The 21,284-nt window shown below is 47.3% G+C and carries 14 protein-coding genes; all 14 read left to right on the forward strand.

Annotation, left to right across the window (positions count from 1 at the left end; translation table 11 throughout):
* Positions 1-240 precede the first annotated feature (240 nt).
* The 14 genes from ACFVQB_RS18855 to ACFVQB_RS18920 all read left to right on the forward strand — a co-directional run bounded on the left by ACFVQB_RS18855 (position 241) and on the right by ACFVQB_RS18920 (position 21,230).
* Positions 241-1,596 (forward strand): extracellular solute-binding protein, encoded by a 1,356-nt coding sequence (locus tag ACFVQB_RS18855; RefSeq protein WP_379442060.1) that lies wholly within the window; start codon positions 241-243, stop codon positions 1,594-1,596.
* A gap of 114 nt (positions 1,597-1,710) precedes the next feature.
* Positions 1,711-4,608 (forward strand): extracellular solute-binding protein, encoded by a 2,898-nt coding sequence (locus tag ACFVQB_RS18860; protein ID WP_379442064.1) that lies wholly within the window; start codon positions 1,711-1,713, stop codon positions 4,606-4,608.
* Between the two features lie 58 nt (positions 4,609-4,666).
* Positions 4,667-5,584 carry a carbohydrate ABC transporter permease gene (locus tag ACFVQB_RS18865; protein WP_379442879.1) on the forward strand — a complete coding sequence of 306 codons (918 nt, stop codon included), beginning with the start codon at positions 4,667-4,669 and terminating at the stop codon, positions 5,582-5,584.
* Between the two features lie 2 nt (positions 5,585-5,586).
* On the forward strand, positions 5,587-6,462 hold the full coding sequence (locus ACFVQB_RS18870) for a carbohydrate ABC transporter permease (RefSeq protein WP_379442067.1): 876 nt from the start codon (positions 5,587-5,589) through the stop codon (positions 6,460-6,462).
* 15 nt (positions 6,463-6,477) lie between these two features.
* Entirely contained in the window at positions 6,478-7,941 is a 1,464-nt protein-coding gene (locus ACFVQB_RS18875) for a hypothetical protein (protein WP_379442883.1), read from the forward strand.
* Positions 7,925-8,560: a Yip1 family protein gene (locus tag ACFVQB_RS18880; protein WP_379442071.1), complete on the forward strand. Its 636-nt coding sequence runs from the start codon at positions 7,925-7,927 to the stop codon at positions 8,558-8,560. The genes ACFVQB_RS18875 and ACFVQB_RS18880 overlap by 17 nt, the downstream gene beginning before the upstream one ends.
* A gap of 15 nt (positions 8,561-8,575) precedes the next feature.
* On the forward strand, positions 8,576-11,146 hold the full coding sequence (locus ACFVQB_RS18885; RefSeq protein ID WP_379442075.1) for a DUF5696 domain-containing protein: 2,571 nt from the start codon (positions 8,576-8,578) through the stop codon (positions 11,144-11,146).
* A complete protein-coding gene (locus ACFVQB_RS18890) occupies positions 11,143-12,045 on the forward strand; it encodes a carbohydrate ABC transporter permease (RefSeq protein WP_379442079.1) in 903 nt (300 codons plus the stop codon). Before ACFVQB_RS18885 ends, ACFVQB_RS18890 begins: the two co-directional genes overlap by 4 nt.
* A gap of 15 nt (positions 12,046-12,060) precedes the next feature.
* Positions 12,061-13,005: a carbohydrate ABC transporter permease gene (locus ACFVQB_RS18895; RefSeq protein ID WP_379442083.1), complete on the forward strand. Its 945-nt coding sequence runs from the start codon at positions 12,061-12,063 to the stop codon at positions 13,003-13,005.
* Between the two features lie 109 nt (positions 13,006-13,114).
* Complete coding sequence (locus ACFVQB_RS18900; protein WP_379442086.1) at positions 13,115-14,809, forward strand: RICIN domain-containing protein; 1,695 nt, start codon at positions 13,115-13,117, stop codon at positions 14,807-14,809.
* A 266-nt stretch (positions 14,810-15,075) separates the two neighbouring features.
* Entirely contained in the window at positions 15,076-17,394 is a 2,319-nt protein-coding gene (locus tag ACFVQB_RS18905; protein WP_379442090.1) for a helix-turn-helix domain-containing protein, read from the forward strand.
* A 340-nt stretch (positions 17,395-17,734) separates the two neighbouring features.
* The gene (locus tag ACFVQB_RS18910; RefSeq protein ID WP_379442887.1) at positions 17,735-18,589 is read left to right on the forward strand and encodes an ABC transporter permease; all 855 of its coding nucleotides are present in this window, start codon (positions 17,735-17,737) and stop codon (positions 18,587-18,589) included.
* 27 nt (positions 18,590-18,616) lie between these two features.
* Positions 18,617-19,546: a carbohydrate ABC transporter permease gene (locus tag ACFVQB_RS18915; protein ID WP_379442094.1), complete on the forward strand. Its 930-nt coding sequence runs from the start codon at positions 18,617-18,619 to the stop codon at positions 19,544-19,546.
* 34 nt (positions 19,547-19,580) lie between these two features.
* Positions 19,581-21,230, forward strand: a complete 1,650-nt coding sequence (locus tag ACFVQB_RS18920; protein ID WP_379442097.1) for an ABC transporter substrate-binding protein — start codon at positions 19,581-19,583, stop codon at positions 21,228-21,230.
* The last annotated feature ends 54 nt before the right edge of the window (positions 21,231-21,284 follow it).

Here is a 21,284-nt window from a genome sequence, read left to right on the forward strand (position 1 = left end):
TCCTGATGACAGATGTCTTCATTTCATTATGGTAATAAAAGAAAGCGCATACAATGTGCATTTATTTGTAGAGGGAGCATTTTTTTACCAATTAAATAACAAAATGCTTCAATCTCTTTTCAAATTGCCAAAACCTATAGTTTGCAGGGTAAACACCTGTATTTTCACAGGTTGTTTACGCTTTCATTTAGAAGATACACTTTGATGGGAAATGGTAATCCACATTCAGGGGGGACAACAATGAGAAAAAACATGTTCATGCTGATGAGTCTGATTCTTGCAGTAATGCTGTTGATGAGCGCATGCAGCTCCGGCTCCAGCGCAACGACAGAGCCAGAAACGAAGGCGCCGCAGGAAGAGCAGGCCACGAACGAAACAGAACCAAAGAATGAGAACTCTACACCCGAAATGGATTTTGACATGGGGGGAAGAACCATCAAGGTGGTTGCTTGGTGGGATATGAAGATGACAGATAGCAACCCGGACAACATTCAGCGAATCGAGAACCTGGAGGCGCTGAAGAAGAAGCATAACTTTGACATCGAATACATTTCGATTGATTTTGGTGAGTATCAGGAGAAGGTCGTCGCTTCCCTAATGGCAGGTGAACCGCTGGGCGACATTGTGCGGCTGGGCAAAAACTATGCCATCCCTGCACTGACCAAGCAGGACCTGTTATGGCCCATCGATGAATACACCAAGAATGATAAGGTATTCAACCAGAAAACGACGAACAAATACATGCAATATGAAGGTAAAGGTTATGGATTCACCGAAGATCAATCTTCATTTATCAGTGGGATCTTTTACAACCGGACACTCATGCAGGAGCTGGGCATGAAGCCGTTACAGGAATACGTGGACGAAGATCAATGGAACTGGGATACATTCATTGACGTAGCCAAAAAAGCCAACAAGGACCGAAACAACGACGGAAAGTTAGATACCTGGGGATTAGCCCAAACGGGTTTGCTTGAGCCTGTCCTGTATTCGAATGAAGCCTCTCTTACGAAGGATGACAAACAAAATCTGGAGGACCCAAAAACAAAAGAAGCGCTTAGCTTTGTTTCCAAACTGGCGACAGAAAAGGTAGGAAGACCTACGGAGGGTGGAGATTGGACAGAACCGGCGACGTTCTTTCGTCAGGGGAATACACTCATGTATTCGGGAGCCATGTATGAAATTGAAGGTATTCGAACAGATATGAAGGACTACGATATCGGTTTTGTTCCTTTTCCAAAAGGACCAAGTGCGACAGCGTACCACTCCGGGGAATCGCGTTATCAGGCGCTGACCATTCCTAAGGCAGTAGAGCATCCGGAGCAGCTGATGTATATCTGGGAAAAAATAAACGAGATTGACTCCATCTACGATTATCCAAGTCAGTCCACACTGGAGACGCATCTTACCGACGAAGCCGACATTGAAAATGCCAAAACCGTTGCCGAGGGTATGCTCGTGCTTGACCATAATACGTTCCCATCCTTGCCGTTCTGGGATTTTAACGGTGAGCTGCTTGAAGGTGTATCCGTATCAACGGTTATTGAAAAATACAAGGCACCTTTCCAAGCTTCGATTGATGAGGTCTACAAATAAGCACACTTAGTTGCTCTCTCGGGACAAAAAGATGTTACAGATCTCTGTCCCGAGAGGAAATTCAATCCATAACAATCATACTCTACGGCAGAAGGAAGGGGGACGTATTCGAACATGCGGTCACGAAAGAAAAAGGGACTGATCCTGCTGCTAGCCATGGTGATGATCCTCTCATTATGGGGCACTTTCCTTACAAGGGATCAGGGTCCGGGCATCGTTCAGGCACGCGAGGATTTCGAAGCAGTATCCGGTACAGAAGACTCTCGCAGCTATGAGCATTACCTCTCCGTTCATGCAAACGCAGACAAGCCGAAGCGGACGATACGCATTGAGGGAGAATCATTCACTGAGGCTGTGGACGGGGAGTTCGAGGTCGCTAATGGGTATGCAGGTTTGGACGGGAAAGCCGTTATCACTCCGGAAACTGGCTCCATCAGTTGGGAAGTGCCTGTGACAGCCAGTGGGTTATATCAATTGCGTATACATTATTATCCTACCGCAGGCAAAAGCTCAGGGATTGAACGCAAGCTGGAGCTGAATGGAGAAGTTCCGTTCAAAGGAGCCGATGGGCTGTTATTTGACAGGGTGTGGGGGAATCGCGATGAAGGTGTTCGAAGGGACGATCGCGGCAATGACCTCAGGCCACGACAGGTTGAGAAACCAGTCTGGCAGTTTGCCTCTTTCAAGGATAGTGCTGGTTACTTCGAAGAGCCGTACCAATTTTATTTTGAAAAGGGAACACAGAAACTGTCGCTAATCTCGTTGCGCGAAAGTATGGCGATCGATTATATCGAGCTGTACCAGGAAGAGAGCATTCCAGCCTACGCAGAGCTTCAGGCTACTTATGAAGCAGCAGGTTTGAAGCCAGCTGATCCCGTCATGATCAAGGTACAGGGAGAGCAGGCAGTGAGTAAATCCTCGCCAACCCTTGCCCCCATCTCGGATCGTTCAAGCCCGTCTCTTGAACCGTATGATGTATCCAAAATCCGTATTAATGCTATTGGAGGCATCAACTGGAAGCTTCCTGGTGAATGGATCGAATGGGATGTGGATGTACCCGAGGACGGCCTGTACCAAATTGCACTCAAAGTGAAGCAGGATCAGCTTCGCGGTGTATATGCCACACGAAGTCTGATGATCGACGGCCAAACTCCTTTTGAGGAAATGAAGCGCATTCGATTCAACTACAGCCCTGATTGGCAGACACGGGTGCTGGGCACAAGTGAGAGTGAGCCTTATCTGTTTCATTTGGAGAAAGGAACTCACCGTTTACGGATGACGGTTACGCTGGGGGATATTGCTCCACTACTGCGTACAGTGGAATCAAGCGTGCTGGAGTTGAACGAGATGTATCGCAAAATTCTGATGATTACCTCCAATAAACCAGACCCTATGCGGGACTATCAGCTGGAGACTCGGATTCCTGAGATGAATGAGGTTTTTAAGCGGCAAGCTGGCATTTTGCGTTCGGTTGCCGACTACTTGGAAAAGGCGACAGGTGAACAAAGCGACAAGGTAGCGGTTCTCCATGCCATGGTGGTCCAGTTAGAAGACATGGCGGCAAGACCGGAAACCGTGCCCAAACGTCTTGATACCTTCAAGATCAACGTAGGCGGACTAGGTACCTGGATTCTCTCCGTGCGTGAGCAACCGATTTCAATGGATTATGTCCTGGTATCCTCACCGAATCAGGAAATGCCGAAGGCAGAGGCTACCATGCTGCAGCAGATCAAGCACGAACTGGGAGCTTATGTTGCTTCTTATACGGAGGATTACGACAGTATCGGAAACGTTGAACAGAATAAGGACTCTATTACAGTATGGATTACAACAGGACGCGATCAGGCACAGGTTCTAAAAGGTTTGATCGACGATTCCTTTACACCGGAAACCGATATTTCCGTTCAATTACGTCTCGTTCCGCCCAATATTTTGCTGCCCGCGACGCTTGCCGGTGAAGGACCGGACGTAGCCATGCAGATGGGTGAAGATATTCCTGTTAATTATGCCATGCGGAATGCAGCGGCGGATTTGAGCCAATTACCGGATTTTGAACAGGTTGCGAGCAGATTTCGCACAAGCGGACTGACGCCTTATCAGTTTAACAATGGAGTGTATGCGCTTCCAGAGCAGCAGCATTTTCCGATGTTGTTTTATCGTAAGGACATTCTGAATGAGCTTGGCCTGGAACCGCCCAAAACGTGGCAGGATGTGTATAATGCCATTTCGGTGCTGCAAAAACATAATATGGAGTTCTATCTCCCCATAGAGGATACAACAAACAATGCCAATATGATACCAAACGCAACCTTTGCTATGCTGCTTTATCAAAACGATGGCGAATTTTATTCGAAAGATCAAAAGCAAAGCGCGTTGAATTCGGAAATCTCCATGGACGCATTCAAGCGATGGACGCAATTTTATACCAATTACAAATTCCCTCTCAAAGCGGACTTTCCAAACCGTTTCCGTACTGGGGAGATGCCCATTGGTATTGCGGATTACACCACCTACAACATGCTGACGGTCATGGCACCGGAAATTCGCAACTTATGGGATTTCACGATTGTTCCTGGCACGCAGCTGGAGGACGGGGCCATAAGACATGAGGTGGCAAGTGCCACGAGTGCGGTTATGATGCTGGAAAATGCCAAGAACAAGGAAGCGGCTTGGGAGTTCATGAAATGGTGGACCGACAAACAAACTCAGATCGAATATGGCAGGGAAATGGAAGGGCTAATGGGAGCAGCGGCACGTTACCCGACTGCCAATATTGAAGCGCTCGAGCAGCTGCCATGGCCAGTTAAGGACTATCAAAACCTTGAGCAGCAGTGGGAGTGGGTAGAGGGCATTCCTCAGGTTCCAGGCGGGTACTTTACGGGTCGTCATCTTGACAACGCATTCCGTAAGGTGGTCAATGCGAATGAGAATCCGCGTGAAGCTCTGGCTGATTATGTCCTGTACATTGATGATGAGATCGAGCTCAAGCGTAAGGAATTCAATCTGAAGTAGAGAGAAGGGAGGGTAACGGTTGCACGCAGAAACCACCAAGTCATCCACTGCTCCTGCCATCAACATAAGGCAGAGCAGCAGGTGGTCCCTATTTAAAAGGGATATATACCGAAGCAGGCACTATTATGTGCTGATGACACCGTTCATGCTGATCTTTTTCATGTTTACTGTCATTCCGGTTGGCATCTCACTGGGCCTCAGTTTTTTTCACTTCAACATGCTGGAGCTGCCCCGATTTGTTGGCTGGCAAAATTATTCTCGGCTGTTTCTGAACGATGATGTTTTTTTGATTGCGCTTAAAAATACGCTGCTGTTTGCCGTTATTACGGGTCCTGTCAGCTATATCGCCTGTTTTTTGTTTGCATGGATTATCAATGAGCTGTCACCTAAAATCCGTGCAATTATGACACTTGTATTTTACGCACCTTCCATTTCAGGAAACGTGTTTTTCATCTGGTTAATCGTGTTTTCGGGAGACAGCTATGGATACATGAACGGTTTTCTGATGCGCCTTGGCGTTATTCTCGAACCGATTCAATGGCTTTCGAATGAGAAGTATGTGCTGGCGATTGTCATCATCGTACAGTTGTGGCTCAGTCTCGGCACGAGCTTTCTTGCCTTCATTGCAGGTCTGCAGACCATTGATCGTTCTTTGGTCGAAGCGGGAACGGTGGACGGTATCAAAAACCGATGGCAGGAGCTTTGGTATATTACGCTTCCTTCCATGAGACCACAGCTAATGTTTGGTGCGGTCATGCAGATTACTGCCTCATTCGCGGTGGCCGAAATTTCCATCGCACTGGCTGGTTTCCCGAGCGTTAACTATGCAGCACATACCGTCGTAACCCATTTGATGGATTTTGGAACCATTCGGTTCGAGATGGGCTATGCGTCTTCGATCGCAACCGTATTGTTCGCCCTGATGCTAGGAACGAACATTCTGACACAAAAAATGCTAAGAAAGATAGGTGAATGACAATGACCAGCAAGGTACGTGCCGTTTTCGGCATGCCGAGAAGACTCAATCGGTCATTTACCGTCAGTCTGATGCTGTTTGCGCTGCTGGGTCTGTTCGGCTCATTTATGGTATTGCCACTGATTTATACGGTCAATAATGCCTTTAAACCTCTGGATGAGTTGTTTATCTTTCCACCACGGTTCTGGGTGAATAACCCTACGATGGAGAATTTTGCGGATCTCATTAATCTGATGGGCAACTCATGGGTTCCTTTATCCAGATACATTGCCAATACACTATTGATTACGCTGCTTGGAACGGCAGGTCATATCCTTCTCGCTTCCGCAGCTGCTTACCCGCTGGCCAAATACAGATTTCCCGGATCGAATGTGCTGTTTACCATCGTCATCCTGTCCCTGATGTTCTCACCACACGTCACGGCAATTCCGAACTACATGGTGATGTCCTGGCTTGGATGGATTAACACACATGCGTCCATCATTGTGCCTTCTCTTGCATTTTCCCTGGGTCTGTTTCTGATGAAGCAGTTCATGGAGCAGATTCCCGATGCGCTGCTAGAGGCCGCCAAAATCGACGGGGCCAACGAATACCGTATATTCTGGAGCATCGTAATGCCCAACGTGAAGCCAGCCTGGCTCACGCTTATGATTTTGCAATTTCCGGCACTGTGGGGAACAGACGGCGGAAGTTTCATTTATAGGGAAAACCTGAAAACGCTACATTACGCGCTCAGCCAGATTATCCAGGGAGGGATTGCCCGGGCAGGTGTCGGTGCTGCGGTAGCACTACTGCTCATGATTGTACCCATTACCCTGTTTATCATCTCCCAGAGCAGTGTCATGCAGACGATGGCAACTTCCGGTATGAAAGAGTAGAAGGGGGGCAGCAACATATTGAACAACGTGTGGAAAAAAAGCGGATGGCTCACCCTGGGCCTTGCCTGCCTCCTGTGCTTGGGAAATGCAGCGTCAACGGCTTTCGCTGACGGTCAGACGAATGCATACAATTATTCCTACTGGGGAGATGCGGTTCGTTCTCCTGCTGCATATGAAGCGACGGGAATTGTTACAGGCAAGGAACTGGACATTGGTACGTTTAAAGAACCAAACGATATGCACGTCACCGCTGATGAGCGGGTCTATGTGCTGGATTCAGGCAACAGCCGAATTGTCGAGCTGAATCAAGAGATGAAGCTGACAAGGATTATCGATTCATTTGATCATAATGGAAAGAATGAGCAGTTCAAACTCCCGCAGGGATTGTATGTAACGGACAACGGGCAGCTGCTTGTAGCAGATACGGGTAACCAACGGGTTGTTCATCTTGATGAGCAAGGTCAATTGATCAAAATTGTGGAACAGCCACAGTCCGAGCTGCTCAAGCCGGATTTTCAGTTCAAACCTCTGCGTGTTGTTATGGACAAAAGCGAGCGGATCTATGTCATGTCCGAAGGCGTCTTCGATGGCTTTATGGAGTTTAATTCTGACGGGACCTTTGCTTCATTTATAGGAGCCAATAGAGTCCAGGTTGACCCGGTGGAGTATTTGTGGAAGCAGTTCTCAACCCGTCAGCAGCGCAGTCAAATGGTCATGTTCACACCCACTGAGTTCACCAATATGGACATAGATGAAGAGGGCTTCATTTATGCTACTAGTGGAGACAAAACAGGATTACCGATCAAAAAACTGAATGCACAGGGTTTGGACATTCTCAGAAGAGAAGGATATTATCCACCCCAGGGTGATTTGTTGTACAGCAATGAGAAAGGGCCTTCACGTCTGGTTGATGTCGACGTTGCAGACAGCGATATGTATTCCGTGCTTGATGCCAATATGGGTCGGATTTTTACCTATAACGGGGACGGATATCTGCTCCATATGTTCGGGGGTATCGGGAACCGGATGGGACAATTTAACACTCCTGTTTCTCTGGAGCGTGTGGGGGATCGTATGCTGGTGCTGGACAAAGCGCTAGGAGAAATCACCGTTTTTCAAACCACTGAGTACGGGCGCACGCTTCATGAAGCTGTACGAAGTTATTTTAATGGAGATGAGAAAGGTTCTGCAACGCAGTTTGCCAAAGCGGCAGATATGAATGCCAATCTTGAATACGCTTACGCAGGCATCGGAAAATCGCTGTTGCGGCAAAAGGATTATGCGGAATCTACCCAATACTTCAAGCGAAGCATGGAACGAGAAGGGTATTCCAAAGCATTTCTCCTGTATCGAAAAGAACTGCTCCGCGAGCATTTCTCATGGATCATGTCCGGACTGTTACTGGTCATTGTCATGCTGGTGATCGCATTCATGGTTCGCAGACAGAGAAGGGGGAGCACACATGCAGGCATCAAGTAGACAGCTGTTCCAATATCCGTTTCATCTCATTTTCCATCCATTTGACGGGTATTGGGAGCTGAAATATGAACGAAATCAGAGAACGACACTGATGATCGCATGGATCATTCTTGCGGTGCTGATGGTGACAACGATTCTTCAGGCTCAATATAGCGGTTTTTTGGTCAATTTCAACAACCCGAAACGACTGAACAGTCTGATGGAAATGGTCTATGTCATTGTTCCGGTGCTGTTCTGGTGTACAGCGAATTGGTCGTTAACCACACTCATGGACGGTGAAGGAAAATTTTCAGAAATCTTCATGTCCACCTGTTTCGCATTGGTTCCGCTGATTCTGATACAGTTCCCATGGATTTGGCTCAGTCTGATCATTTCTGGTCAGGAAACTGCCTTTTATTATTTCTTTAACATGGCTGCCACAGCCTGGACTGTATACCTGTTATTTGTCGGCAATATGACGGTACATCAATATACACCCGCCAAAACGGTGCTGACCATGCTTTTGACCCTGGTTGCCATGGCATTCATGGCCTTTCTCTGCCTGCTGTTCTTCAGTCTGGTGCAGCAGATTGTGTCCTTTGCAGCCACCATCTATCAGGAACTTGTACTCCGGGGCTAAGGAAGGAGAATGGAGATGAAATATGATGTGGCCAAAAAAATGATCGTGGTCTTGCTCGTATTCGGCCTGATTCTTGGCGGATGTCAGTCCGACTCTGTGCCTGTAACCACAATGTCAGCGAATGGAGACGAGCAAGCGGAAGTGCCTGTGCTGTCACCTGGAGAGAAGCTTGCATCGTCCTTCAGCGATACCCGTCTCCCAGATATGCTCGGGCTTGCGCAGAATGATGCGCTACAGCTGCTCATCCAGGAGGATACAGCCGAGATTGCGGTGGTTCACAAGCAAAGTGGGCAAGTCTGGCGCAGTAATCCCGAGCAGCGGAACCTGGATACGCTCGCGACAGGAATTAATAAGGACCTGTTGTCGGCGCAAGCCAAACTCACCTTTTATAACAGTTTGGGACAGAGCAACTCGGTTAATTCCTATACGGATAGTGTAGCCCACGAGCAGGTAAGCTACGAATTATTGCCAAACGGCGTTCGTGTAAATTACCAGTTTGGAAGTGATGAGAGCTCAATAGATGACCTGCCTGTCAAAATCAGCAAAGAGCGCTTTGAGCAGAAGCTCCTTGCTTCGCTTGACAAGGCTGGGCAGCGGGCTCTGAAAATTGGATATGCGCAGGATAAAAATGAGGATGTTTATGTACGGAACGACAAGGCGTTGCAGGGACTTCAGCTAACTCGTGCCCTGAAGGCTTTTGAGACAGCCGGATACACATCCGAAGACCTTGAACTGGACAATGCAGAGCACGGCGTTGAACAGGAGAAAAGCGGTCCTCGAATGTTTATGGTTTCCATCGAATACGAGCTGGACGGGGAATCTTTGGTTGTACGTGTCCCCGCAGCTGGCATCCATTTCCCGGAGCAATATCCGATTAACAGCATTTCTGTGCTGGAGTATTTCGGGGCAGGGGCTGTGGATCAAGAAGGTTCCCTGTTTGTACCTGACGGCTCAGGAGCGCTCATTCATTTCAATAATGGAAAGGTCCAATATCCAGCTTATCAGCAGGACGTATACGGACCGGATCTGACGATGAAGCTTCGCGAAGTGGACTCCTCCGAGGAAAGAGCACGGCTGCCGGTATTCGGTCTTATTCGTGAGGGCGGTGCATTTCTGGGCATCATTGAGGAAGGAGCGGCAGCGGCCGTTGTGAATGCAGATATCAGCGGAAAGCTGAATAATTACAACAATGTATTTCCGAGCTTTTATGTTGTTAACAAAAGTGATGTAACACTCCAGGCCAGCGACATGGTACGGACACTTCCTAAGTTCCAGAAGAAGCCGACTGCATCCGATTTTGTCGTTCGTTATGCCTTTGCTGGAGCAGAGAAAGCCTCCTATTCCGGTCTGGCTTCCTTATATCGTGACTATTTAATCCAGACGAATGGCCTTCCTGCGAAACAAACGGCTGAGGGAGAGAAGGATATTCCGTTTTACTTGAAGCTTATAGGTGGAATGACGACCAAGAAACATATGTTGGGCATACCTTACGACTCTACCGAAGCGTTGACCACCTTTGATGAAGCCCGGCAAATCTTGTCGACCCTCAAGGAAAAACAAGTATCCAACATTCAAGTTCGGTATGCAGGATGGTTCAACGGAGGGCTTCAACACCAGATGCCGGATTCGATCAAGGTGGATGGAGCGGTTGGAGGACGAAAAGGCATGCAAGCTTTCAGCGACTATACCCGTGAGGAGGGGATTGGCTTTTATCCCGATGTTGCTGTACTTAATGTACATTCCAAGAAAGGATTCAGTCCTTCCAAAGAAGCCTCACGTACTCTGACACAGGAACCGGCACTTCTGTATCCCATGGACCCGGCAAGACTTCGGCGTGACAGGGATCGACTCCCGTCCTACATCCTGTCTCCGCATTTGCTGGCTAATGTGACTCAAGACTTGCTGGAAGCACTTGAACCCTATCAGCCAAGCGGATTGTCACTGCGTGATTTCGCTGAGCAGCTGAACAGTGACATGAATCCAAAGAAACTGCTGGATCGTACAGAAGCGCAAACTGCTACCACCGAAACCTTGAAGCAAATCGCGCAGCAAGGAATATCGGTTGTCGCTGAAGGCGGGAATGCTTATGCGCTGCCATATGTGACAGGTCTGACGGATGCACCGATGTCCAGTAGCTACTTTAAATTGGAGGATGAGGAAATACCATTCTTCCAACTGGTTGTACATGGTGGCATCAGCTATACAGGTGCTGCTTACAATCTGTCCACGTATACCGATGCGAGACAATACGTGCTGAAGCTTGTAGAGTACGGGGCAAGTCCTTATTTCACTTGGTTTAACGCGCCGAATCATGTTGTTAAGGAAACGGATTACGACTACCTGTATGCTGCACATTATGAGCAGTGGATGGACCTGGCAGCTGTAATGTACGAAGAGGTCAATCAGGCCAATCGTTCATTCGCAGGATCTCACATGGTATCCCATGAGAAACTGGCTGAAGGGGTCTTTCAAACGACTTACGAAAACGGCGGCTTCGCGCTGGTGAATTATAATGAATATGCGGTACAGGCGGCAGGTGAAACCGTGAATGCCAAAAGTTATGTGACAGGTGGTGAGCAACATTGAAAGCGCTGCAGAAGTGGAAGTGGGGACGGCGGACATATGCCCAGCAGAAGGCCGCCTGGGGAGTCATCTATGTTCTTCCTTGGCTCATCGGGTTTGTACTGTTCTTCTTTGTTCCATTGCTGGCTTCCCTGCGTTACAGTTTAAGTTCCATCCAGGCTAACGCGCAGGGTATATCCATCCAGTTCACAGGTCTAGCTAACTATATTCAAGCACTAACGGTGAATACCAGCTTCAACCGGGCACTTATTGAATCTATAACGGATGTGCTAGTCAATGTACCGCTAATCGTCATCTTTAGTTTGTTTCTCGCTGTTATTCTCAATCAGAAATTCCCAGGGCGAGCTATAGCGCGGTCTATCTTTTTCCTTCCGGTCATTCTGGCATCGGGGGTCATTATGTCACTGGAGAGCACCAGCCTGATCGAGGCTGTTAATCAGAACAGTACTGGTGGCAGTGCCTTGGGCACATTTGAGCTGGAAAACCTGATGTTGAACGCCGGGCTGAGTGAGTGGGTTGTGACGTATTTGAGCGGAGCTGTAGACCGCATTTATCAGATCGTCAGTCAATCAGGTGTCCAGATTCTAATCTTCCTGGCTGGCATCCAGACCATATCTCCACAACTCTACGAGGCTTCCAAAATGGAAGGGGCTACAGGGTATGAGGCCTTCTGGAAAATTACATTTCCGATGGTCAGCCCGCTTATTTTTGTCAATGGCATCTATACCATCGTTGATTCTTTTGCCAACAATGCCATGACAACACTTATTCGAGATACAGGCTTTGTCAAATTTGATTTTGGACTAAGCTCAGCCATGGCCTGGGTGTATTTTGTGGCCATTGCCTTGATTTTGGTGCTCGTATCACTTATTTTCTCCAAACGTGTCTTCTATCAAGATTAAAGGAGGGTGTTCGGATTGATGATTTCCAGGCTGTTGTCACTTGAGCAGTGGAAAAGCTGGCTGTGGTCCATTGTGCGATTCACGCTGATTGCCGGGCTATCCTTTGTGATTTTATTTCCGATATTCCAAAAAATATCAACGTCCATCAAACATAAGAATGATTTGTATTCGGCCGTTGTGGTCTGGATTCCACAGAATTTCTCCCTCGACAATTTCCGGGAAGCTATTCGTGTCATGGATTACTGGGCAACGTTATTTAACACTTTTGCGTTGTCTGCAACAACGACCATTTTGACGACTCTATCCTGTGCACTCGCTGGATACGGGTTTGCACGCTTGAAATTCAAAGGCAGTAACCTATTATTCGCTGGAGTCATCCTGACAATTCTGGTTCCACCGACCACGATCCTGATCCCGGTGTACCTGAATCTGAAGAGCTTCGATCTTATGGGACTCGTGACACTGCTTTCTGGCAAACCTGTGAATTTGCTAAATACGTACTGGCCATTTATCCTGACCGCCATTACAGCGAATTCGCTAAAGGCTGGCTTGTATATTTTCATTTTCCGCCAGTTTTTCAGAGGCATTCCCAAAGAGGTAGAGGAGGCGGCATATGTCGATGGTGCAGGGATTAGCCGTACATTTGCGCGCATTATGCTGCCTAACGCAATTCCGTCCATCGTTACTGTGTTACTCTTTTCCTTTGTGTGGCAGTGGAATGACAGCTTCTACACAACAACGTACCTTACTTCTAGTAAAGTCATGTCAACCCAATTGTCTTCTCTTCCATACAATCTGGCCCAGCAGGTAAGCGACGGTGCATCCAAAGCCGATCCATTCTATCTGAGCATGATTCAGGATACGGGAATTTTGCTGGCCATCTTGCCGTTGATCATCATCTACCTGTTTGTACAGCGTTATTTCGTTGAGAGTGTTGAACGTACTGGAATCGTTGGATAACGATTCTTGCTTGGGTGGGGCCGCGAAGGCGAGCCCAAAAACGATCTAGTAGAGGAGGTGATGCTGTCTGTACTAACGTCTCAACATTATAAACACAGGAGGGATTATATTGAAAAGATTGTTGATGTCATTGAAATTTATGCTCGTCCTAGCTTTGCTATTGTCCATTACGCCACTCGGTCCGGGACGCGTGGAAGCATGGGTTGGTATGCCGATGGACAAGCTTCACGTCAGTGGGAAGAATTTGGTTAACAGTAATAATCAGCCCGTTGTAATGAGTGGGTGGCATCAGCCCTCAGGTGCGTATTGGACTTACCAAAGCAGCAATTATTATCTGAATCTTCATAATAACAACCGCCATGCTGCTACATTGGCTTATCTGAAAGACATTACGGATACGTTCACAAGTACAAGTCCAAAGTACGGAAGCAGCCACGGCTGGAATATGAATCAGATTCGTCTGTTCATTGACCGTGAGGACATGGGTGACGTAGCAGCAGGTACTTATAATTTCGCGGGTGTACAAACTGTAACGCAGAATGTCATTATCCCTTATATCCAATATGCAAAAACGAAAGGCGTTTATGTCACGCTCGGCCTTGACTTCACACTGAAGGATGACCAAGGGACCACCTCAGCCAATCTGCAAAAATTCAACCAAATCTGGGGTTATCTCGCTTCCCGCCCGGAAATCAAAAGTGCAGACAACGTACACTTCGAGCTGATCAACGAGCCAATTAAATCGTATGCCAATGGACACTGGGGCGGCTACAACGGCGAGAACGACTTCGTGGACCATTGGAACGATCTGCGCAATTTCCAGAATTCCATTATCTCTACGATCCGGAGCCAAGGTGCGGATAATGTGATCTGGGCTGCTGGTCTGGGATACAACCAATTTTACAGCCTGACAGCAAGTCATCCTTTGACAGACCCGCTGAACAATTACGGTTATGCCGTACACTGGTATCCAGGGTATGGAGCCTATGACAACATGTCGATCCTGCAAGATCAATGGAATACAAATGTAAAGGCTGCGGCCGATAAATATCCAATCAATATTACCGAAGTAACGTGGTTCAAAAAGAAAGCAGGCGATTCCGCTTACTGGGATCTGTTCAACGGCAGCAACGAAGGCTTTGGCAGCAATACAAAGACCATTTTCAACGCAGCTGGCAATGTCAGCATTGCGGCTCATATGAACGGGTTTATTTTGGATGCTGGACAACGCAGCTCCTTTGCCGATCCTACGGCAGGCCTGAAATGGGACGGCGATGCTTCACGGAGCGCGATGGGACGGTTCCTCTTCGATTGGTTTTACGAGCGTGCCCAGACCTACCCGAACGGTGGTACTCCATCAACGGGTCTGATCCCGGGTAAGACCTACAAGATTGTAGCCAGACATTCGGGCAAGGTGATTGATGTGCCGGGTGGATTAAATGAGAACAATTTGCAGCTTCAGCAATGGTCCGATCTGGGAGGTAATCCTCAAAAGTGGGTTCTGAACCAGGTTGCTAGTGGAATTTACAGTTTGACGAGTGTGAATTCACCCGACAAAGTTATCGACATTCGGAATGGAACCAGCAATAACGGAGAAGCAGTGCAGCTTATGAGCAATTTGAACACGACAGCGCAGCACTTCAAAATCAATGATCTGGGCAACGGGTATTGGAGTATTATAAACGTTAATAGCAATAAAGCTATTGAGGTAACAGGTTCTGCGACGACAGACGGTGCGAAACTGCAGCAAAATACATTTACAACCGGAACCAATCAGCAATGGAAGTTTGTTGCTGTCAATTAAAAAACATGTACAAATAGGACCTCCCCAGCCATGATATGGTTGTGGAGGTCCTTACTTGTATTCGGGAGTGGAAATCAGAAATAACATTGAAAACTAGCATACGGATTAGATTTAGCAGGTACTCTTCTATTTAATGATATTGGTCTTGTAACTGAATTTTAAGTATTTGTACCAAAAAGAAGAAGTTGTACCTTCACCTTGTGCAAATAAAAGGTGTATCATTAACAGAATACTTTTGTAAACGCTTACCAAAGAAGGGGGTACATATGCAGCGCCTATGGTCCAAATTCTCGCCGTTGTTTCGCAGATTTATGATTTCATATCTCATTATTCTCATGATTCCTCAAATCGCCGGATATGCCTCCTACAAAGCATCCATTGAAGCAGCAAGGACAAGTTCTATTGAAAACAGCATCAAATCGCTCAACCTGAGCAAGGAAATTATTGAACGAAATCTCATGCTGGTTGAGGATTTCACGAGACAGTTGGCGATTAATCAGGATTTATACCGTTTAATAGCTGATCCTAAGCCGCACGATACTAATAATGTCTACGGTTTGAGTCGTATGCAGCGCAGTCTGTCCATGTACAGCAGCACCAATGATTATTTGACTCATTTCTTCATCTATATTCCGAACTATAACGTCATTATTACGCCTACGACGGTTTACTACCGACCTGAACATTATTATGCTGCCAACCCGCTGGAAGGCATGACATTCGAAGACTGGAAAGAGAACATCTTAAAAAAGCCACATTTAAACGAAATTATTCCCCTTCGAAACTACAAGCATGAGATTCGCAGCAATGTGCTTGTGGACGCTCCTGCCATCACGTTTCTTCAGTCGCTTCCTTTAAACAGCTTCAACAAACCACAGGCTACAATTGGCGTCATGATTGATGAGAATCAGATGGCGAACCTGACTCAACATATCGTGGAGCAATATGGAGGTTGGACACTGGTGACAGATTCTAAAGGGGATATCATTTTTTCGCGCGGCCTGAATGAAGCCGAGGCGAAAAACTTGAAGGTTATCCCTGCCGGCAAAGATGATGAAGTGAAGCCTATGGGCGACGGACGTCTGCTAATTTCCATTCGCTCCAATCAAAACGGCTGGAATTACATGGCTGGCATTCCCGAACGTGCGCTTATGGTAAAAGCAGACCAAATCAAGCAGGTCACCTTTACCTTTACGCTGGCAACACTTGGTTTCGGGTTGTTGATCGGGCTTTTACTGGCTTACCGAAACAGTGCGCCGATTCATCGGCTTCTGTCCGTGTTCAGGGAACAGGATATTGGGCTGCATGGAAAAACTCGCAACGAATATGATTTTTTGGCAAGCAACATTACCAGCCTTATTACCAACAACCATCTTCTCAAGAACGCATTAAATGAGCAGCTACCAATGCTGCGGGATGGGTTCATCAAGCGTCTGCTGACCGGCGAGTTTTACACCACCCGCGAGTTGGAGGCGATCTCTTCCCAGACAGGAATTTCCCTCCATACCAGCCGGGGGGTTGTGGGAATCCTGAAGGTGGAGGGATATGGCAGTCCGGATAGCGAAGAAATTATTCAAGAACTAAGCGTTGCGAGGTTAATCGTACGGGAGGCCATGACAACATGGAATGCCGATATTTTGATAACAGACTGGGGAACGGATCAAATCGCTTTTGTGCAACTGCTTAGCGAGGAGCCTTCGGATAAAGCCTTGCGCACATGTGAAGCCGAACTGGGCAAACGGATGGATTCTGTGTACCACGATTACCGGGTATCGACCACCATCGGAATGGGCTCCGCTTACGATGTATGGAATGACGTTGGCCGTTCGTTCAACGAGGCCAGACAAGCGCTGGAATATGCCATACACATGGGAACTGAGCATCTGGTGAGATTTGAGGACGTCGTGAAGGAAACTGATTTGTACTACTATCCGATTGAGTCTGAACAGCGGCTGCTTAATACGCTCAAGGCGGGAGAACTGGAAGAATCAAACCGTATTTTGGATCAGTTGTTCAGCCGAAACTTTACAGAGCGAGAGCTGTCGTATGACATGACACAGCAGTTCATCATGGAATTGAAGGGAACATTTCTGAAGCTGGAACCCAAAATTATGCTGAACGAATCGCTTGTGGAGGAGCTCAAGGATCGGGTTTCGGCGATTCAGGTGACGGATAATGTTGCCATACTTCAGGGCAAGTTCCATCATCTGGCGAAAGACGTATGCCAAGACGTACAACGAAAAAAATCCAACATGCATGCCGGATTTGTTAACGAAACAATTACTTATATCCAGGAACGTTATGCTGATGCAAACTTGACGGTGTACCGGATTGCGGAACATATGGGCAAACCGGAAAAGTATATATCTCAGTTATTCAAGGAGCATACCGGGGAAAACCTTTCCGATTATGTGGAGGTCGTGCGAATCAACAAAGCCGCTGAACTGCTACGTGAGAGTCAGCAGACGATTGATGAGATTGCCCTGACAACCGGGTATAACAGCGCGCATTCGTTCCGAAGAGCCTTCAAACGGGTCCGGGGGGTCTTGCCTAGTGCATTTCGACAGATGGAAGATCAAATTTAGATATAGTTGGACGCATCCATCGCACAAAACAAAGCGGAAACCACAGGGAAATCCCGGCTTAGTTCAAATGAATATCAGGCTTCCCAGCCTTCTTTTACTGGAATCGTACCTTGTTTTGTAAAGTGTACCTTTACGCAACCGGGGATGCACTCTTATGATTACGGACAAGAAAGCGCTATCAAAAAAGGAGGGCCTTGTTTCAGATAGGCTACCTACTGGGGGGATGACTCTGAGAACGACAATTTCGAATGGCAAAACGGTTGTTAAAGAAGGCAGGCGATCTGCATTGAAGCTGGCCCTGTCCAAGAGCTGGAGGAGGCACTGGCAGCTTTACTTGCTGATTATTCCTCCCGTCGCATACTTTATCATTTTCAAGTATGTACCTATGGTTAACGCAGTGCTTGCTTTCAAGGATTACAACGTGATCAAGGGAATCTGGGGAAGTCCCTGGGTAGGCACCAAATATTTTGAGTTGCTTTTCCAAAACCCCGCATTCGCAACCCTGATCAAAAACACGCTGTATATTTCGTTCTACAGTCTGATTGTTGGTTTTCCGATTCCTATATTGCTGGCGTTGGCGTTAAATGAAGTCAAGAACGCCAGATTCAAGAAAATGGTACAGATGGTTACTTATGCACCTTACTTCATTTCTACGGTTGTCATGGTGTCCATCATCATGCTGTTCCTATCCCCGAGGCTAGGCATTGTTAACACGATTGCAGGGGCACTGGGTTTTGAAGCAGTTAATTTCCTTGGGGAACCTGGGCTGTTCCGGTCCATCTATGTATTTTCTGATGTCTGGCAGAGCATGGGTTATTCGGCGGTCATCTATTTGGCAGCGCTTGCGGGAATTGATCCTTCATTGTACGAGGCTGCCAAGGTTGACGGTGCTAACCGATTTCAGAAAATGGTGAACATCGATCTGCCCGGCCTTCTGCCGGCGGCAGTGATTATCCTAATCCTGAGTGTTGGCAATATTATGGCGGTCGGATTCGAAAAAATATATTTATTGCAAAATCCACTGAACCTGTCCGCTTCCGAAATTATCTCCACATATGTGTACAAGATGGGTTTGCTGAACGCCAATTACAGCTTTGCTACCGCTGTTGGCCTCTTCAACTCACTAATTAACCTGGTTCTGCTGTTAACAGTCAATGCTGCCGCCAAGCGTCTGTCCAATACAAGCTTGTGGTAATGCGGCAAAAGGGAGGGGGTCCATAAGATGAGCAAGTTGCAATCCAATGCCAATCGTTCATTGGTTAATGGCAGGAGCACAATCAGAGAATCCTTTGGGGACCGAGTGTTTATAGCTATCATCTACGTCGTTCTGGCTGTAGTCCTGATTGCGGTACTCTATCCGTTGATCTATATCGTAAGCTCTTCTCTGAGTAGCCCAACAGCAGTTTCCTCCGGAAAAGTCTGGTTGTGGCCCATTGACCTGACACTCGACGGTTACAAATCGGTGTTACGCAATGATCAGGTTATCATGGGTTACGCCAATTCGTTATTCTATACCGCAACAGGAACGCTGATTAGTGTAGCGTTGACAATTATGATTGCTTATCCACTTTCCAAAAAGACCTTTGTTGGGCGTAGCCCTCTTATGATGTTCATCACGTTCACCATGTTATTCTCCGGGGGATTGATCCCAACCTATCTGGTGGTCAAATCCATGGGACTGATCGATACTCGCTGGGCGCTACTGATTCCGAATGCCATTTGGGTATGGCAAGTGATCATCGCACGCACCTTTTTTCAGAATTCGATCCCGGATGAGTTATCCGAGGCAGCTGATATTGACGGATGCAGTGATATCCGTTTTATTTTCAGCGTCATTCTGCCTCTGGCCAAACCCATTGTGGCCGTTCTGTCACTGATGTATGCCGTTGGGCAGTGGAACGCATATTTTGATGCTCTGATCTATTTAAAATCACAATCACTCTATCCGCTTCAGTTGATTCTCCGCAGCATTCTGATTTTGAGCAATGGTACCGGAAACATGGATGCGGGAGAGATGGTGAAGCAGCAGCAAATGGCCGAGTTGATGAAGTTCTCACTGATTGTGATGGCCAGCTTGCCTGTACTCGTCATCTATCCGTTTGTGCAGCGGTATTTCGTTCAGGGCATGTTGATTGGCTCCGTCAAGGGCTAGTTTACTACAATCATTCGTAAGGGAGAGGGTCTTTTTGAGAAAAACAGGATCATTCGTACTTGCTTGTTTGCTGTTTCTGTCTGTGGCGCTGGCGGGATGTTCATCCTCAAGTGGAGGTAGCGGGAAAGAGGGAGACGGTACTTCATCCGGCGACAAAGTTTCCATTAATGTGTTTGCTCATCAAAGCTCGGATACCAACCTTCAAACAAACAAATTCACAAAAAAAATGGAAGAGAAGTTCAACATTCAGATGAACTGGACGACCGTTCCTTTTGACGGTGCTGCTGAAAAAAGACAGATCTCACTGGCCTCGGGTGACTACCCGGACTTGTATTTGCTCATTCCATGGGTGGACCGTTTTTCACAAACAGACTTGTTGAAATTTGGCCAGCAAGGTGTCATTGTGCCGCTCAACGATCTGATTGACCAATATGCGCCGAATATCAAAAAGGTATTGGACAGCAGTGAATACTATAAAGCGATGAATACGGCTCCCGATGGCAATATTTACGGTCTGACGGGCTTGAATGAATGCTTCCACTGTTCCTATCCGAACAAGATGTGGATGAATACCAAATGGCTGAAACAGCTCGGCTTATCCGAGCCCGCAACGACAGAGGAATTCAAGGAAGTGCTGGAAGCTTTCAAAACAAAGGACCCGAACGGCAACGGCAAAGCTGATGAAGTTCCTCTTAGCGGGTCTATTGAAAATTTCGGCGTGCACATCATTCCGTATTTGATGAACGGTTTTATCTACGACGATGACAGGACCTATCTCATTGCAAAGGATGGCCGGGTTGAGACGGTTGCAAGCAAACCGGAGTGGAAGGAAGGACTTGCCTATATCAAATCCCTATACGATAGCGGTCTGATCGACCCCGGGGCTTTCACGCAAAATGTTGGGGCTTTCAAAAAAATCGGAGATAACGCGGATGCCCAACTTCTTGGTGCAGGTGCGGCAATGCACCCGTCTCTTTTTGTAAATACTGCCGAGGATTCTCCGTATGGGAAGGATTACAATCCGATCCCTCCGCTGAAAGGGCCGCATGCCAATTATGCGACCTATAACTATCCAATTGATCCCGGAGCATCGTTTGTACTGACAAACAAGGCAAGCGAGGAAACGCAGATTGCAGCCATACAAATGCTGGATTATCTCTACACAGAGGAAGGAGCCATGGGCGCTTATCTGGGTGAAGAGGGCACAAGCTGGCGCAAGCCACAAGAAGGAGAAGTGGCCCTGAATGATCAGGTGCAGCCACTCTACAAATCAATCCCGCTCCCCTCGGGAGAGGAGCCGCGTAATGACAGCTGGGGTGCGCTGAGTCAGTACAATCACCACAGAGCATACCGTGATGCCGAAGTGCAAGGCAAGGATATCTATGCGGGTGACGGTTATGAGCGCCGACTATATGAGGCGACACTGCTGATGGAAGGCAAGGAACCCGATGAAGTATTTCCGCATTGGGCACTATGGGTTGATCCGGCAAATGCAGATGAAACAAGCATGATGCAGACGAATCTCAAAGATTATATTGACCAGAACGCCCTGCAATTCATTACTGGGGCGAAGAGTCTGGATAAGGATTGGGATGATTACGTGAAAGGGTTGGAGGGACTGAACATTAAGCGTTACCTGGAAATAATGCAGTCTTCGTATGATTCTTCATCCATTTCCAAGTAAGTTCGATCTAAATCTTGAGTACACGGAAAGAAATTGAGCGTGAGAAATAAGTAT

The sequence above is a fragment of the Paenibacillus sp. NPDC057886 genome (assembly GCF_042796655.1).
Lineage (GTDB): Bacteria > Bacillota > Bacilli > Paenibacillales > Paenibacillaceae > Paenibacillus.

What these genes read in the sequence shown, in the direction of transcription:
- ACFVQB_RS18870 (WP_379442067.1), top strand. Translation starts at nt 5,587, where the DNA reads ATGACCAGCAAGGTACGTGCCGTTTTCGGCATGCCGAGAAGACTCAAT.
- ACFVQB_RS18860 (WP_379442064.1), top strand. Translation starts at nt 1,711, where the DNA reads ATGCGGTCACGAAAGAAAAAGGGACTGATCCTGCTGCTAGCCATGGTG.
- ACFVQB_RS18855 (WP_379442060.1), top strand. Translation starts at nt 241, where the DNA reads ATGAGAAAAAACATGTTCATGCTGATGAGTCTGATTCTTGCAGTAATG.
- ACFVQB_RS18915 (WP_379442094.1), top strand. Translation starts at nt 18,617, where the DNA reads ATGAGCAAGTTGCAATCCAATGCCAATCGTTCATTGGTTAATGGCAGG.
- ACFVQB_RS18880 (WP_379442071.1), top strand. Translation starts at nt 7,925, where the DNA reads ATGCAGGCATCAAGTAGACAGCTGTTCCAATATCCGTTTCATCTCATT.
- ACFVQB_RS18885 (WP_379442075.1), top strand. Translation starts at nt 8,576, where the DNA reads ATGAAATATGATGTGGCCAAAAAAATGATCGTGGTCTTGCTCGTATTC.
- ACFVQB_RS18905 (WP_379442090.1), top strand. Translation starts at nt 15,076, where the DNA reads ATGCAGCGCCTATGGTCCAAATTCTCGCCGTTGTTTCGCAGATTTATG.